This window comes from Streptomyces sp. NPDC051322 (genome assembly GCF_040689485.1).
Taxonomy (GTDB): domain Bacteria; phylum Actinomycetota; class Actinomycetes; order Streptomycetales; family Streptomycetaceae; genus Streptomyces.
On the sequence record NZ_JBFBAK010000008.1, the window covers coordinates 90,211 to 106,103 of the forward strand.

Sequence of the window (15,893 nt, forward strand, 5' to 3'; positions counted from 1 at the left end):
GTAAGGCGGCCCCGATTCCAAGGTCAATCCCCGTGCATGACAACGTTGTAATCGGAGTGGTGGCTCGAATGGGTCGGGCGCGGTTCACCGGTGGCTCAGCCAGCGGTACTGCAGCTCCGGCCGCCCGATCTGCCCGTACTGCGGGCGGCGGACGGCCCGTCCGGTGGTGACCAGATGCTCCAGATAGCGCCGCGCGGTGATCCGCGAGATGCCGACCTCGGCGCCCGTCCCGGTCGCGGTGACTCCCTCGGTGGCCGCCCGCAGCGTACGGATCACCGCTTCCAGCGTCGGTGCGCTGAGCCCCTTGGGCAGTGCGGACGGCTCCGGCGAGCGCAGGGTGGCCAGCGCGCGGTCCACCTCGTCCTGTCCGCTCGCCTCGCCTGCCGCGGCACCGCGGAAATCGGCGTACCGGACGAGACGGTCGCGAAGGGTGGCGAAGGTGAAGGGCTTCAGTACGTACTGGACGACGCCGAGCGACACCCCTTCGCGGACCACCGCCAGATCACGGGCCGAGGTGACGGCGATGACATCGGCATGGTGTCCTGCGGTGCGCAGCGAGCGGACCAGCTGGAGGCCGTGGCCGTCCGGAAGGTGCAGATCGAGCAGCAGCAGATCGACCGGCGTGCGGTCCAGGACACGCACCGCCTCGGCCCGCGAGTACACCTTGGCGGCCACCGTGAATCCGGGGACCCGGCCCACATACAGCTCGTGGGCGTCCGCGGCGACCCTGTCGTCCTCGACGACCAGCACTCTGATCACGCCGTTGCCTCCTGCCGGATCGGGAGCCTGACGACGAACTCCGCGCCGGACACGGTGACCGTACCGCCACCGCGCTGTACGGCCTGTTTGACGAGGGCGAGTCCGAGACCGTGACCGGCGCTCTTCGTCGACCAGCCGAACCGGAAGACGTCCTCGGCCGCGTCGGCACCGACCCCGGGGCCGGTGTCCCGCACCTTGATGAGTAGTTCGCCGTCGGACGCCCGCACGGTGACGGTGACCCGGGCGCCGTCGCTGCCCTGCGCCGCGTCGACCGCGTTGTCGATGAGATTGCCCAGGATGGTGACGAGGTCGCGGGCGGGCAGCAGACCCTCGTCGATGACGCTGTCCTCGGCGAGCACCAGCTCGACGCCCCGCTCGTTCGCCTGCGCGGCCTTGCCGAGCAGCAGCGCGGCGAGCACCGGCTCGTCCACCGCGCCCACCACGTGGTCGGTGAGGGTCTGCGCGAGCTCCAGCTCGGCGGTGGCGAATTCCACGGCCTCCGACACCCGGTCCAGCTCGATCAGCGACACCACGGTGTGCAGCCGGTTGGCCGCCTCGTGGGCCTGGGCGCGCAGCGCCTGGGTGAAGCCGCGCTCGGAGTCCAGCTCCCCGGACAGCGCCTGGAGTTCCGTGTGGTCGCGCAGGGTGACCACGGTCCCGCGGTGCTCGCCGCTGGAGACCGGCCGGGTGTTGAGGACCACCACTCGCTCGGCGGTGAGGTGCACCTCGTCCACCCGCGGACCGTCGGCCAGCAGGGCGCCGGTGAGCGGGGCGGGCAGCCCGAGTTCGGCGGCGCTGCGGCCCACCGCGTTCTCGTCGAGGCCCAGGAGTTCCCGGCCGCCGTCGTTGAGCAGGACGACCCGGCGCCCGCTGTCCAGCATCAGCAGCCCCTCCCGCACGGCGTGCAGGGTGGCCTGGTGGTAGTCGTGCATCCGGCTCAGCTCTTCCGGGTTCATGCCGTGGGTGTGCCTGCGGAGCCTGGCATTGATGACGTAGGTGCCGAGGCCGCCGAGCGCGAGGGCCAGCGCGGCGAACCACAGCAACACGCTCACCTGCTGCTGGAGCTGGGCGTCGATCCGTTCGACGGTGATCCCCGCACTGACCAGACCGGTGATCCGGTGCTCGGCGTGGATGGGGGTCACGACCCGGGCGGACGGGCCGAGAGTGCCGGTGTAGGTCTCGCTGTACGTCGCACCCCGCAGCGCGGCCCCGATATGGCCAAGATAGTGCTCCCCGATCCGGGACGGGACCGGGTGGGTCCAGCGGATTCCGTGCGTGTCCATGATCGTCACGAAGGCCACCCCGCTGGACTGCTGCACCTTCACCGCGTAGGGCTGCAGCGTGGCCGTCGGGTCGGCGGCCAGGGTGGCCTGCTGCACGGAGGGCGAGAGTGCTACCGCCTGGGCGGTCGCCGTCGCCTGGCGCAGCGCCGCGGCCTGGGCCTGGCGCTGGTCCGAGACGTAGCTGAACACCGCGCATCCGGCCACCAGGACAGCCACCAGCACGACCTGCATCGCGAAGAGCTGGCCGGCGAGGCTGCGGGGCCGGGGTATCTGCATGGCTGAAAGTGTGCCCTGTGGTCATGGGGTGAACGAAATGAACTTAAGGGTGACCGGGGTCACAGGCTGTTGGATAGTCGCGGGGATCCACCGGTTTGTCAGGGACGTGGACCGGGGCGTGCAGCTGGAAGTGACGAGGAGGAAACGTGTCGGCAAAGAAGCGGGACCGTACGCATTACCTATATTTTGCCGTGATTGGTGCCGTCATACTCGGTATTGTGCTCGGTTTCGCGGCGCCGGGCGTGGCCGTTGAGTTCAAGCCGCTGGGTACCGGCTTCGTCAACCTGATCAAGATGATGATCTCGCCGATCATCTTCTGCTCGATCGTGCTGGGCGTCGGCTCGGTCCGTAAGGCGGCGAAGGTCGGTGCGGTCGGCGGACTGGCGCTCGGCTACTTCATGATCATGTCGACGGTGGCGCTCGCCATCGGCCTGGTGGTCGGAAACGTGCTGGAGCCGGGGTCCGGTCTGCACCTGACCGAGGCCGTACGGCACACGGGCGCGGCGCAGGCCGGCGGTGAGAGCGCGTCGACCGTGGACTTCCTGCTCGGCATCATCCCGACCACGATGGTCTCCGGCTTCACTTCCGGTCAGGTGCTCCAGACTCTGCTGATCGCGCTGCTCTGCGGATTCGCGCTGCAGGCGATCGGCCCGGTGGGCGCGCCGGTGCTGCGCGGCATCGAGCACATCCAGCGACTGGTGTTCCGTGTTCTCGCCATGATCATGTGGGCGGCCCCGATCGGTGCCTTCGGCGCGATGGCCGCGGTGGTCGGTGAGACGGGCGTGGACGCGCTCAAGTCGCTGGCCGTCATCATGATCGGCTTCTATGTGACCTGTGCTCTCTTCGTCTTCATCGTCCTCGGCACGCTGCTGCGACTGATCGCGAAGATGAACATCTTCAAGCTGTTCAAGTACCTCGGCCGCGAGTTCCTGCTGATCCTGTCCACCTCGTCGTCCGAGTCGGCGCTGGCCCGGCTGATCGCGAAGATGGAGCACCTGGGCGTGAGCCGCCCGGTGGCCGGCATCACGGTCCCGACGGGGTACTCGTTCAATCTCGACGGTACGGCGATCTACCTCACGATGGCGTCGCTCTTCGTCGCGAACGCGATGGACAAGCCGCTCAACATCGGTGCGCAGATCTCGCTGCTGCTGTTCATGATCGTCGCGTCGAAGGGTGCGGCGGGTGTGACCGGCGCCGGTCTGGCGACGTTGGCCGGTGGCCTGCAGTCGCACCGGCCGGAACTGGTCGACGGCGTCGGACTGATCGTCGGCATCGACCGCTTCATGAGCGAGGCGCGCGCGCTGACGAACTTCGCGGGCAACGCGGTCGCCACCGTGCTCGTCAGCACCTGGACCAAGGAGATCGACAAGCAACGGGCCACCGAGGTGCTGGCCGGGCGGATCCCCTTCGACGAGGCGACACTCATCGACGACGGTCACGGGTCCGCCGATGCCGTGCCGGAAGAGGTGCCGCCGCCGCGTACCGAGGAGAAGGAGCCGGTCGCTCAGGTCTGACACGTGAACACGCGGCTGCCGGGCCCGGGGGTACCTCAGAACTGAGGTACCCCCGGGCCCGGCACTCTTCGTGGTTCGTGGGGTCGGGGCGCCGGTCAGGCGGGGCTGCCGGGGCCGGTCCGGCAAGCGACGGCCGGTCCGGCGGTTGCCTTGACGCCGACGTCAAGGATTACCGTCGGGGCATGCGAATCGGCGAGCTGGCGGAGCGTGCGGGGACGACCACCCGCACCCTGCGGTATTACGAGTCCCGGGAGCTGCTGCCCGCCCGGCGGGCGGTGAACGGCTACCGGACCTACGACGAGGACGATCTGCGGCTGCTGCAGCAGATCAGGACCCTCCAGGACTTCGGGTTCGAACTGGAGGAGACCCGGCCCTTCGTGGAGTGTCTGCGGGCCGGGCATCCGGCGGGCGACGCGTGTCCGGCCTCGCTCGCCGTGTACCGCCGCAAGCTGTCCGAGCTCGATGCGCTGATCGGGCAGCTGCAGAGCGTCCGTTCCCAGGTGGGGGCGGAACTCGCGCGGGCCGAGGCGGAGTTGCCGGGTGGTCCGGAGCCGCGCTGCGAACTTTCCGAAGAATGGCCATGGGAGGACGACTCACGATGATTCACGCAGATGGCATCGACGCGGTGACGGATGCCGACTTCGCGCAAGAGGTGCTGGCGGCGGACCGCCCGGTCCTGGTCGAGTTCACCGCCGACTGGTGCGGTCCGTGCCGGCAGCTCGCGCCGGTGCTGAGCGCCGTCGCCGCCGAGGAGGCCGAGCGACTCAAGGTCGTGCAGCTGGATGTGGACAGCAACCCGGAGGTGATGATCCGGTACGGCGTCCTGTCGATGCCGACGCTGATGGTGTTCCGTGACGGGGAGCCGGTGAAGTCGATGGTCGGCGCCCGGCCGAAGCGGCGGCTGCTCCAGGAGCTCGAAGACGTGATCGGACGCTGAGCGGTCCGGTCGGTCGGCTGCGGGTCGGTACAAGAAATGCCCCGGACGAATTGACGTCCGGGGCATTTCCTCGCGTATATTGGGCACTTCATGTCTCTGCGCATGCGGAAACATGAAGAATCTTTATGAAGGCACTGTACCGCGTCAGGAGCTGAATTGTCAACAGAGGCCGAATTGGCAACCGAGGGGTTGCGCAATGAACAGCAATTCGTCTCACGGCTCTACGCGCGTCTGGACGAGCTCCGGGAGCGTGCGGAAGCCGCCGTACAAGGCTCGTATGCCCAAGTGGGCAATGGGCGCCAGGCCCGGGTGGAGCGCGATGTGCTCGTCGCCGAGCGGTCCGGGCTGCTCGACGCCCTGAATTCCGTGGAGTCCGGGCTGTGCTTCGGGCGTATCGATTTCACCGACGGAACCGAACACCACATCGGCCGTATCGGAATCCGTGAGGACAATGACGAACGCACCCCGCTGGTGATCGACTGGCGGGCCCGGATCGCCCGGCCCTTCTACCTCGCGACCGGCCATTCCCCGATGGGGCTGCGCCGTCGCAGGCACCTCACCACACACGGCCGCACCGTCACCGCGCTGCACGACGAGATCCTCGACCTCGCCGACACCGAGCGCACCGGCCACGAGGGCACGGACGCCGACGCCGTCCTGCTCGCCGCGCTGGACTCCGCGCGCACCGGGCGGATGCACGACATCGTGCAGACCATCCAGGCCGAACAGGACGAGATCATCCGGGCACCGCACCACGGCGTCCTGGTCGTCGAGGGCGGCCCGGGCACCGGTAAGACCGCGGTGGCGCTGCACCGTGCCGCGTACCTGCTCTATGCGTACCGCGAGCAGCTGGCCCGCCGTGCGGTGCTCATCGTCGGGCCGAACCCGGCCTTCCTGGGCTACATCGGCGAGGTGCTGCCCTCGCTCGGGGAGACCGGCGTACTGCTCGCCACGCCCGGTGAACTCTTCCCCGGCGTCGTGGCCGTCGGCACGGACACCCCCGAGGCCGCCGCCGTCAAGGGCCGGCCGGAGATGGCCGGGGCGCTGGCCGATTTCGTACGGGACCTCCAGCGGACGCCGGAGCTCGGCGCGGCCCTGGTGATCGCGCACGACGACGGGAACCTGCTGCTCGACTGGACCATCGCCGACGCGGCCCGCAGCGCTGCCCGGGCCACCGGGCTGCCGCACAACCTGGCACGCCCGCACTTCGCCTTCCACGTCATCGACGATCTGACCGCCCAACTGGCCGACCGGCTCGGCGCCGACCCCTACGGCGGACCCAACTTCCTGGGCCCCGACGACCTGGCCCAGCTGGGCAAGGCCATCGCTGCCAGCTCCGAAGTGCACGCGGCCATCGAGGAGTTGTGGCCGCAGCTCACCCCGCAGCAACTGGTGGCCGACTACCTGACCGACCCGGTCCACCTGCCCGAGGCCGACGCGGCGGCGATCCGGCGCAAGAGCGGCGACTGGACGACCGCGGATGTGCCGCTGCTCGACGAGGCGGCGGAACTGCTCGGCGACGACGATGCGGCGGCCCGCGCTGCCGCGGAAGCGGCCCGTCAGGAGCAGGTGGCGTTCGCGCAGGGCGTGCTGGACACCTCGCTCGGCTCGGAGTCGTACGAGTTCGAGGACGAGGAGTCCGAGGTACTGGCCGCGCACGACATCATCGACGCCGAGCGGATGGCCGAACGCCACGAGGAGACCGACCGGCGCAGCGCCGCCGAACGTGCCGCCGCCGACCGCACCTGGGCGTTCGGCCACATCATCGTGGACGAGGCGCAGGAACTGTCCCCCATGCTGTGGCGGCTGCTGATGCGCCGGTCCCCGACCCGCTCGATGACTCTGGTCGGCGACCCGGCCCAGACCGCCGAACCGGGCGGCTGCGGGGCCTGGGACGCGATCCTCGCGCCCTACGTCGGGGACCGGTACACGCATGTGCGGCTCGGGATCAACTACCGCACCCCGGTGGAGATCATGGACCGGGCGGCGGCGTTCCTCAAGGCCGGCGACCCGGCCTTCGAGCCGCCGAGTTCGGTCCGCTCCACCGGAGTGCAGCCCTGGACGCGCCGCACCGACGATCTGCCCGGCGCGGTCGCGGAAGCGGTCGCCGCCGCGGTGCAGGAGCAGGGCCGGCTCGCGGTCATCGCACCGCAGGAGCTCCATGCGGCGCTGCTGGCGCGCCTCCCGGATGCCGGGCACGGCCGTACCCCGGACCTGACCCGGCCGGTCGTACTGATCACCGCGCGCCAGGCGAAGGGCCTCGAGTTCGACACGGTGATCGTCGCGGAGCCGCAGCTGATCGTCGCCGGCTCGCCGCGGGGCACCAGCGATCTGTATGTGGCGCTGACCCGCGCCACCCAGCGGCTGGGCCTGGTGCACACCGGGGAACTGCCGGAAGGCCTGGCAGCGTAGCGAGGGGCCGGTTCAGCAGGGCAGCCAGGCCGGCCCGTCGAAATCGGCAGGCCCGTCGAAAACGTATGGGGGGATCACCGACCGGCGCCTGGCGGCGACCAGTTGGCGGCGGCCCGCCCGGGTGGGGCGGTGACCCAGACGGGAGAGCAGCCCCTGGGAGGTGAGACGGGTCCTTATCTCATTCACCTCGGGACTGCTCAGTACCGCGCTGCGCAGGGACGGCAGGGATCGGTTCCCGTCCGGGGGGCAGAGCGCGACGACGGCTCGTTCCAGCCGCTGGCGGGGCCGCACCGTCCCGGCGCGTACCCCGGTGCCGCTGATCTGGATGGCCTCGCGCTCACGCAGCGCGATGAGCGCGGCGTCCGCCACCCGCTGCGGACCGCCGGCCAGATAGGCGATGTCGTACATCCGTGTTTCCCCGTCCGTCCGGAGCGTCTCCCTGAGAGAAGTGCGCCTGAGAGAAGTGCGTCTGAGGGAAGTGTGGTCCGGCCGGGCGGGGGCCAACCCTTTCCGGCGGGTTTTCAGAGGGAGATTTGAGCCTTCCACCCGCCGGACGGCTGCTACACCGGCCGGAACCACACCGTCGCGAGCGGCGGCAGCGTCAGCTGGATACTCGCGGGACGGCCATGGGCCGGCACCGCTTCCGGTTTCAGCGGATCCGCGTTGCGGACGTCGCTGCCGCCGTAGAGCCCCATGTCCGTGTTGAGGACCTCGTGCCAGGCCGGGACGGACTCGGGCACTCCGAGGCGGCACTCGTGCCGGACCACCGGCGAGAAGTTGGAAACCACCAGCACCGGGGCGCCGTCGGCGTCGTAGCGCAGGAAGGAGAAGACGTTGTCCTCCGCCGCACCGCCGTCCACCCAGGAGAAGCCCCCCGGATCGGTGTCCCGCTGCCACAGCGCCGGGGTCGCGGCGTAGACCGTGTTGAGGTCACGCACCAGGTCGCGTACGCCCCGGTGGTCCTGGGCCGCCTCGTACGAAGGGTCGAGCAGCCACCAGTCCGGCCCGTGTGCCTCCGACCACTCGGCGCCCTGGGCGAACTCCTGCCCCATGAAAAGGAGTTGCTTGCCCGGGTGCGCCCACATGAAGCCCAGGTAGGCGCGGTGGGTGGCGCGCCGCTGCCACCAGTCGCCGGGGATCTTCGAGACCAGCGCCTGCTTGCCGTGCACCACCTCGTCGTGCGAAATCGGCAGCACGTAGTTCTCGCTGTACGCGTACACCATCGAGAAGGTCATCTCGTTGTGGTGGTACTTGCGGTGCACCGGCTCCTTGGTGATGTACTCCAGCGAGTCGTGCATCCACCCCATGTTCCACTTGAGTCCGAAACCCAGCCCGCCGAAGCCGCCCGCACCGACCTGGTCGGTGGCGCGGGTCACGCCCTCCCAGGCGGTCGATTCCTCGGCGATGGTCACCACACCGGGGTTGCGCCGGTACACCGTGGCGTTCATCTCCTGCAGGAAGCGCACGGCGTCCAGGTTCTCCCGGCCGCCGTACTCGTTCGGCGACCACTGGCCGTGCTCGCGGGAGTAGTCGAGGTAGAGCATCGAGGCGACCGCATCGACCCGCAGCCCGTCGATGTGGAACTCCTCGCACCAGTACGTGGCGTTGGCGACCAGGAAGTTGCGGACCTCGGTGCGCCCGTAGTCGAATTCCAGGGTGCCCCAGTCGGGGTGTTCGGCCCGGTTGGGGTCCGCGTGCTCGTACAGCGGGCGGCCGTCGAACTGCGCCAGCGCCCAGTCGTCCTTCGGGAAGTGGGCGGGGACCCAGTCCATCAGCACGCCGATGCCGGCCCGGTGCAGCGAGTCCACCAGATAACGGAAGTCGTCCGGGGTGCCCAGCCGCGCCGTCGGCGCGTAGAAACCGGTGACCTGATAACCCCAGGAGCCGCCGAAGGGGTGCTCGGAGACCGGCATCAGCTCCACATGCGTGAAGCCGAGGTCCTGCACATAGGCCGGCAGCTGGGTGGCGAGCTGGCGGTACGTCAGCCCCGGCCGCCAAGAGGCTAGGTGGACCTCGTACACGGAGAACGGCGCTCGGTGCACCGGCAGGTCGCCGCGGTGCGTCATCCACTGCTCGTCCCGCCAGGTGTGGTGGACGTCGGTCACGATGGACGCGGTGGCCGGCGGCACCTCGGTGCGCCGCGCCATCGGATCGGCGCGCAGGGTGTGGCTGCCGTCCGGGCGCATCAGGTCGAACTTGTAGAGCGCGCCCTCACCGATCCCCGGCACGAACAGCTCCCAGACGCCCGACGAGCCGAGCGACCGCATCGGATAGGCGGCGCCGTCCCAGTAGTTGAAGTCCCCGCTGACCCTGACGCCGCGTGCGTTCGGCGCCCACACGGTGAAGCGGGTGCCGGTCACACCCTGGGCCGTCATCGGCTGAGCGCCGAGCGCCTTCCACAGCTCCTCGTGGCGGCCTTCGCGGATCAGATGCAGATCGAGTTCGCCGAGGGTGGGCAGAAAACGGTACGGGTCCTGCACCTCGGTCGCTTCGCCTTCGTAGGCGACCAGCAGCGAGTAGTCGGGGATGGTGTCGATCGGCAGCAGCGCCGAGAAGAAGCCGTCGCCGTCGTCGTGGAGTTCGGTGCGCAGCCCGGCCGCGACCACGGCCACCGCCCGGGCGTACGGGCGGAGCACCCGCACCGCGACGCCGCCGGTCACCGGATGCGCGCCGAGGACCGCGTGCGGATCGTGATGACCACCGCTGAGCAGCCGCTCCCGGTCCTCGGCGGCCGCCTCCTGAACCGGCCGCATGCCGCCGCCGGGCTGGGACGGCAGTACGGCGGCGGGGGCCGGGACGGCGGACTCGGGCTGCGACGCCGACGCCGACCCGGGCTCGGGCTGTGACGCCGGCACGGGCTCGGGATCCGACACGGGCGCCGGCACGGCCTTGGTCCGGGCGGTGGACTGGGTACGGGAAGGGCGACGGGCGGTCACTGGGGCGGCCTCCTCGGCAGCTTCGGCGTGGCGGTGGGTGGGGCGGGGCTGGACCTGAAGGTGAAGGTGGTGGTGGAGGTGGCGGAGGGAGCCGATGGGGAGAAGGGCAGCGACAGCCGCTGGATCGCGGCCATCGGGACGGGCAGCCAGTCCGGCCTGTTCCTGGCCTCGTAGAGGACCTCGTACACCGCCTTGTCGGTCTCGTAGGCGCGCAGCAGTTCCGGCTCGTCGCGCGGGTCCGCGCCGGACACCGAGGCGTACCCCTCGCAGTACGCCTCCCGGCAGCGCGTCGCCCACTGGGGGGCCCAGGGACGGTGCGAGCGGGCTGCGTAGTCGAAAGAGCGCAGCATGCCCGCCACATCGCGGACCACCGGCTGCGGCCGGGTGCGCTCGGCGAGCGGACGGGCCGGCTCGCCCTCGAAGTCGATGACCGCCCACTCGCCGTCGCGGGCCCGCAGGCTCTGGCCGAGGTGGAGATCACCGTGGATGCGCTGCGCCGCCCAGGTGCGTCCGGCATGACCGAGCTCGGCGATCGCGTCGAAGGCGGTCCGCAACCCCGCTACGTAGGGGGTGAGTGCGGGTACCGCCTGGGCGGTCGCCTCGAGGCGCTCGGTCATCTCGGCCGCGAGGTGCTGTATCTGCTGCTTGCGCAGCACGGCGGTGGGCAGCGTGGCCGCCAGGGTGCCGTGCACCTCGGCGGTGGCGCGGCCCAGCGCGTGCGCCCCCGCGGTGAAGTCGTGCCCGTCGGCGAGGGCGTGCAGCGCCAGCTGCCAGCCGTCCTCGGACCCGTACAGAAAGGGCTGGAGCACACCCAGCGTGGCGGGTTCCGGCTCGGTCGTCTCGTACCAGGCGACCGGCGCGGGCACCCGGGCGCAGCCCGCCTGGGCGAGTGCGAGCGGCAGCTCCAGATCGGGATTGGAACCCGGGTGGACGCGGCGGAAGACCTTGAGGATGAACGTATCGCCATAGACCAGCGAGGTGTTGGACTGCTCGGCGCCGAGCGGGCGGGCGGCGAGGCCGGCCGGGATCTGCGCGGCGGGACTGCGGTCGAAGCGCAGCGGGCCCAGTTGTCCGGGCGTGCGCAGCCGTTCGAACAGCACCCCGGCCAGGTGCGGGTCGAGCAGCGCGTCGTACAGCACGAGTCCGGCCAGCGGGCCCTCCGGCGCGCGGCCGATCCGCGCGGCGGCCAGCCGGGGCGGCAGCGCGGCCCGTACCCCGATCAGCAGCTGGTAGCAGTCACCGGTGGGCCTGGCCCTGCCGGGAGAGTCCTGCTGGGCACGTACGAGCAGATGCAGCAGTCCGGGGGTCGCGCTCATCGGCAGCAGTTCGGTCGCCGCCATCAGCGTGAAGGCGGTGACGGCACGCCCCTTGCCGGCGAACCAGCGCTGCCGCGGCAGCCACTCGTGCAGCAGCGGAGCCAGTGAGTCGAGCAGGCCGGCCGGTCCGAGGGGCCCGGCAGCGAGGCGCGGGGTGTCCCGGGTGGATGCAGCCTTGGACATGGCATCGCGTCCTTTCCCGGGCACACCACACGATGCGCAGAGTGTCCCGGATTGCGTGGGTCGTCCCCCATGCTGAACGTATCGGGGGCGGGAATCCGGCTGTGCGGGACGGTGCGGGTGAGGATGGTCCAAATGGACGATGGTCCATTTGGACCTGGCTATGACTGATATGGGAGGAAGGGTGCCCAGCGTGGGGCGGCGGAAACCGCCCCACGGCCGATGGATCGTCAGCTGACGACCGTGTCCTTCCGCAGCCGGAACCAGTAGAAACCGTGACCCGCGAGTGTCAGCAGGTAGGGCAGTTCCCCGATGGCCGGGAAACGCACTCCGCCGATCAGCTCCACCGGATGACGCCCGGTGAAGTGCTTGAGTTCCAGCTCTGTCGGCTGCGCGAAACGCGAGAAGTTGTGCACGCACAGCACCAGGTCGTCGGCTTCGCCTCCCGATGAGGGCATCTCGCGGAGAAAGGCGAGCACCGCCGGGTTCGACGACGGCAGTTCGGTGTACGAGCCGAGGCCGAAGGCCGGATTCTGCTTGCGGATCTCGATCATCCGGCGGGTCCAGTGCAGCAGGGAGGCCGGCGAGGCCATCGAGGCCTCGACGTTGGTCACCTGATAGCCGTAGACCGGGTCCATGATCGTGGGCAGGTAGAGCCGCCCGGGATCGCAGGACGAGAAGCCGGCGTTGCGGTCCGGCGTCCACTGCATCGGGGTGCGGACGGCGTCCCGGTCGCCGAGCCAGATGTTGTCCCCCATGCCGATCTCGTCGCCGTAGTAGAGGATCGGCGAGCCGGGCAGCGAGAGCAGCAGCGCGGTGAACAGTTCGATCTGGTTGCGGTCGTTGTCGAGCAGCGGCGCCAGGCGCCGGCGGATGCCGATGTTGGCCCGCATCCGCGGGTCCTTGGCGTACTCCGCGTACATGTAGTCGCGCTCTTCGTCGGTGACCATTTCGAGCGTCAGCTCGTCATGGTTGCGCAGGAAGATGCCCCACTGGGCGTTCTTCGGGATGGCCGGTGTCTTGGCCAGGATTTCCGACACCGGATAGCGGGACTCTCTTCTGACCGCCATGAAGATGCGCGGCATCACCGGGAAGTGGAAGGCCATATGGCATTCGTCACCGCCCTTCTTGAAGTCGCCGAAGTAGTCGACGACATCCTCCGGCCACTGATTGGCCTCCGCGAGCAGCACGGTGTCCGGATAGCTCGCGTCGATCTCGGCCCGCACCCGTTTCATGAACGCGTGGGTCTGCGGAAGGTTCTCGCAGTTGGTGCCCTCGACCTGGTAGAGGTACGGCACCGCGTCCAGCCGGAAGCCGTCGATGCCCAGGTCGAGCCAGAAGCGCAGCGCCGAAATGATCTCCTCCTGCACCACCGGGTTCTCGTAGTTGAGATCCGGCTGGTGGGAGAAGAAACGATGCCAGAAGTACTGCTTGCGCACCGGGTCGAAGGTCCAGTTCGACGTCTCGGTGTCGACGAAGATGATCCGGGCGTCCGGGAACTGCTTGTCGTCGTCGGCCCAGATGTAGTAGTCGCCGTACGGCCCTTCCGGATCCTTCCTGGACTCCTGGAACCATTCGTGCTGATCGCTCGTGTGGTTCATGACGAAATCGATGATCACGCGCATGCCGCGCTGATGCGCGGCGTCCACGAACTCGACGAAGTCGGCGAGATCGCCGAACTCCGGCAGCACGGACGTGTAGTCCGCCACATCGTAACCACCGTCGCGCAACGGTGATTTGAAGAACGGCGGCAGCCAGAGGCAGTCGACGCCCAGCCACTGGAGGTAGTCCAGTTTGGCGGTGATGCCCTTGAGGTCGCCTACGCCGTCTCCATTGCTGTCCTGGAAGGAACGGACCAGGACCTCGTAGAACACCGCGCGTTTGAACCAGTCGGGATCGCGGTCCTTTACCGGGGTGTCTTCGAATTTGTCGTGGACGGGCTCATTGACGATCATGATGTGGGTGACCCTCCGATCGGCGGGGACGGTCGCAGGACCAGGAGGTGCGCGGGCGTACTGCCCGGCTCCAGACGCACATAGTTGGCCCTGCCCCAGTGGTAGGTCTCGCCGGTGAGCTCGTCGCGCACCGGGGCGGACTCATGCCATTCCAGGCCGAGTTCCGGCATGTTCAACGAGACCGTCGCCTCCTGGGTGTGGTGCGGATCGAGGTTCACGACCACCAGAACGGTGTTCGACCCCGTGGCGCCATCGACCGGCTCGGAACAGGACTTCGAGTACGCGATCACCGCATCGTTGTCGGTGTGGTGGAAGCGGATCGAACGGAGCTGACGCAGCGCGGGGTGGCGGCGGCGTGCCTCGTTGAGCGTGGTGATCAGCGGGGCGATGGTCCGGCCCTCGCGTTCGGCGGATTCCCAGTCCCGAGGCCGGAGTTGATATTTCTCCGAGTCCAGATAGTCCTCGCTGCCGGGCCGGGCTGCGGCGTTCTCGCACAGCTCGTAGCCGGCGTACATCCCCCAGGCCGGCGACATCGTCGCGGCGAGCACCGCGCGCACCTCGAAGGCCGGTCGGCCGCCGTCCTGAAGGTAACCGTGCAAGATGTCCGGGGTGTTCACGAAGAAGTTCGGCCGCATACAGGCGGCCGAGTCCTGGGCCAGCTCGGTGAGGTAATCGGTGAGCTCCTGCTTGGTGTTGCGCCAGGTGAAATACGTGTAGGACTGCTGGAAGCCGATCGCCCCGAGGGTGCGCATCATCGCGGGCCTGGTGAACGCCTCGGCCAGGAAGACGACGTCGGGGTCGGTGCGGTTGACGGTGGCGATGACCCGTTCCCAGAAGACCACCGGTTTGGTGTGCGGGTTGTCCACCCGGAAGATCCGTACGCCGTGGTCCATCCAGAAGCGCAGGATGCGCACGGTCTCGGCGACCAGCCCGTCCATGTCACGGTCGAAGGCGATCGGGTAGATGTCCTGGTACTTCTTGGGCGGGTTCTCCGCATAAGCGATGGAGCCGTCCGGCCGGTGGTGGAACCACTCGGGATGCTGCTCCACCCAGGGATGGTCGGGTGAGCACTGCAGCGCGAAGTCCAGGGCGATCTCCAGGCCGAGTTCACCGGCACGGCACACGAAGTCGTCGAAGTCCTCCAGGGTGCCGAGCTCGGGGTGGACCGCTTCGTGCCCGCCGTGGCGTGAGCCGATGGCCCAGGGCACTCCCACGTCGTCGGGCCCCGCGGTGAGCGCGTTGTTGGGGCCCTTGCGGTGGGTGGTGCCGATGGGGTGGATGGGCGGCAGATAGACCACGTCGAAGCCCATCGCGGCCACTGCGGACAACCGCTTCGCAGCCGTCCGGAAGGTCCCGCTGATGGGGGGCTTGCCCGCTTCGACGACGGCGCCCTCGGAGCGCGGGAAGAGTTCGTACCAGGCGCCGTAGAGCGCTCGTTCGCGCTCCACCTGCAACGGCAGGCGTTCCGATTCGCTCACCAGCTCGCGCAGTGGATAGCGGGCCAGTGCGGCGGTCACCTCCGGTGCCCGGGTGGCCGAGAGCCGTGCCTCGGCGGTGAGCCCGGCGTCCCGCAGCGCGGTGGCGGCCGCGAGGACGGCGGCGCGTCCTTTGCTCTTGGGTACGCCGTCCGCTGCCCGCTCGTACAGCTCGGCGCCCTCGGTGAGCACCGACTCGATGTCGAGGCCGGCCGGAATCTTGATCCCTGCGGCATGCTGCCAGCCGGCGATCGGGTCGGCCCAGGCCTCGACCGCATACGTCCAGCGGCCCTCGGCGTCCGGGGTGACGTCCGCGCCCCAGCGATCGGTGCCGGGGGCGAGTTCGCGCATCGGTGCCCAGGGGCCGGGCCTGCCGCGCGGATTGCGCAGCACCACATTGGCCGCGACGGCGGCGTGGCCCTCGCCGAAGACGGTCGCGGTGACCTGGAAGGTCTCACCTGGCACCGCTTTGGCGGGCCTGCGCCCGCCGTCGACGCGCGGCTGCACATCGAGTGCCGGAATGCGGCCGATCAGGTGATCGGTGGGCGGCCGCTTCGGTGGCCTCGGGGACTTGGGGAGTTGGGCCTTTTTCGGCTTGTCCGATGATGACTGGCGGGCTGCGGGCATGACCGCTCCTGTCCGCGTTCACTCAATTGGCGGGGGGCGCACTCAGACAAGTACCGGGGGAGCCTTCCCTCACACCTCGGGAGCGCAATCCGGCTCGTGAGTTAAGACCGAACTAAGTACTCGTACGTAATGTGCAAGGCAAGCATCGTCCGGGCCGTGCGCCGTGAACGACCCCCGGTCCGGCCGGGGCTGCGTCTGCGGGTTCACACCTTTGGCGGGATGA

11 protein-coding genes are annotated in these 15,893 nt (G+C 69.4%); 4 read left to right on the forward strand and 7 right to left on the reverse strand.

Going from position 1 to position 15,893, the window contains the following annotated elements:
- Window positions 1-84: 84 nt before the first annotated feature.
- Both AB0436_RS19740 and AB0436_RS19745 read right to left on the reverse strand, forming a co-directional pair.
- The gene (locus AB0436_RS19740; RefSeq protein WP_365849164.1) at window positions 85-759 is read right to left on the reverse strand and encodes a response regulator; all 675 of its coding nucleotides are present in this window, start codon (window positions 757-759) and stop codon (window positions 85-87) included.
- Window positions 756-2,318 carry an ATP-binding protein gene (locus AB0436_RS19745; protein WP_366469195.1) on the reverse strand — a complete coding sequence of 521 codons (1,563 nt, stop codon included), beginning with the start codon at window positions 2,316-2,318 and terminating at the stop codon, window positions 756-758. The genes AB0436_RS19740 and AB0436_RS19745 overlap by 4 nt, the downstream gene beginning before the upstream one ends.
- 146 nt (window positions 2,319-2,464) lie before the next feature.
- On the opposite strand from AB0436_RS19745, the gene AB0436_RS19750 reads away from it, so the two are divergent.
- The 4 genes from AB0436_RS19750 to AB0436_RS19765 all read left to right on the forward strand — a co-directional run bounded on the left by AB0436_RS19750 (window position 2,465) and on the right by AB0436_RS19765 (window position 7,181).
- A complete protein-coding gene (locus tag AB0436_RS19750) occupies window positions 2,465-3,832 on the forward strand; it encodes a cation:dicarboxylase symporter family transporter (RefSeq protein ID WP_366469196.1) in 1,368 nt (455 codons plus the stop codon).
- Between the two features lie 182 nt (window positions 3,833-4,014).
- On the forward strand, window positions 4,015-4,434 hold the full coding sequence (locus tag AB0436_RS19755) for a MerR family transcriptional regulator (RefSeq protein WP_366469197.1): 420 nt from the start codon (window positions 4,015-4,017) through the stop codon (window positions 4,432-4,434).
- On the forward strand, window positions 4,431-4,769 hold the full coding sequence (gene trxA, locus AB0436_RS19760) for a thioredoxin (protein WP_366469198.1): 339 nt from the start codon (window positions 4,431-4,433) through the stop codon (window positions 4,767-4,769). The genes AB0436_RS19755 and trxA overlap by 4 nt, the downstream gene beginning before the upstream one ends.
- A 174-nt stretch (window positions 4,770-4,943) precedes the next feature.
- Window positions 4,944-7,181 (forward strand): ATP-binding domain-containing protein, encoded by a 2,238-nt coding sequence (locus AB0436_RS19765; RefSeq protein WP_366469428.1) that lies wholly within the window; start codon window positions 4,944-4,946, stop codon window positions 7,179-7,181.
- Window positions 7,182-7,193: 12 nt separating this feature from the next.
- Here AB0436_RS19765 and AB0436_RS19770 read toward each other — a convergent pair whose 3' ends face one another.
- From AB0436_RS19770 to AB0436_RS19790, 5 genes are all read right to left on the reverse strand, one after another.
- Window positions 7,194-7,760 carry a TIGR04222 domain-containing membrane protein gene (locus tag AB0436_RS19770; RefSeq protein WP_366469199.1) on the reverse strand — a complete coding sequence of 189 codons (567 nt, stop codon included), beginning with the start codon at window positions 7,758-7,760 and terminating at the stop codon, window positions 7,194-7,196.
- Window positions 7,742-10,117 (reverse strand): 1,4-alpha-glucan branching enzyme, encoded by a 2,376-nt coding sequence (gene glgB / locus AB0436_RS19775; RefSeq protein ID WP_366469200.1) that lies wholly within the window; start codon window positions 10,115-10,117, stop codon window positions 7,742-7,744. Before glgB ends, AB0436_RS19770 begins: the two co-directional genes overlap by 19 nt.
- On the reverse strand, window positions 10,114-11,616 hold the full coding sequence (locus AB0436_RS19780; protein WP_366469201.1) for a maltokinase: 1,503 nt from the start codon (window positions 11,614-11,616) through the stop codon (window positions 10,114-10,116). Before AB0436_RS19780 ends, glgB begins: the two co-directional genes overlap by 4 nt.
- A gap of 227 nt (window positions 11,617-11,843) precedes the next feature.
- Entirely contained in the window at window positions 11,844-13,568 is a 1,725-nt protein-coding gene (treS, locus tag AB0436_RS19785; RefSeq protein ID WP_366469202.1) for a maltose alpha-D-glucosyltransferase, read from the reverse strand.
- Window positions 13,565-15,577 (reverse strand): alpha-1,4-glucan--maltose-1-phosphate maltosyltransferase, encoded by a 2,013-nt coding sequence (locus AB0436_RS19790; RefSeq protein WP_366469429.1) that lies wholly within the window; start codon window positions 15,575-15,577, stop codon window positions 13,565-13,567. Before AB0436_RS19790 ends, treS begins: the two co-directional genes overlap by 4 nt.
- Between the last annotated feature and the right edge of the window lie 316 nt (window positions 15,578-15,893).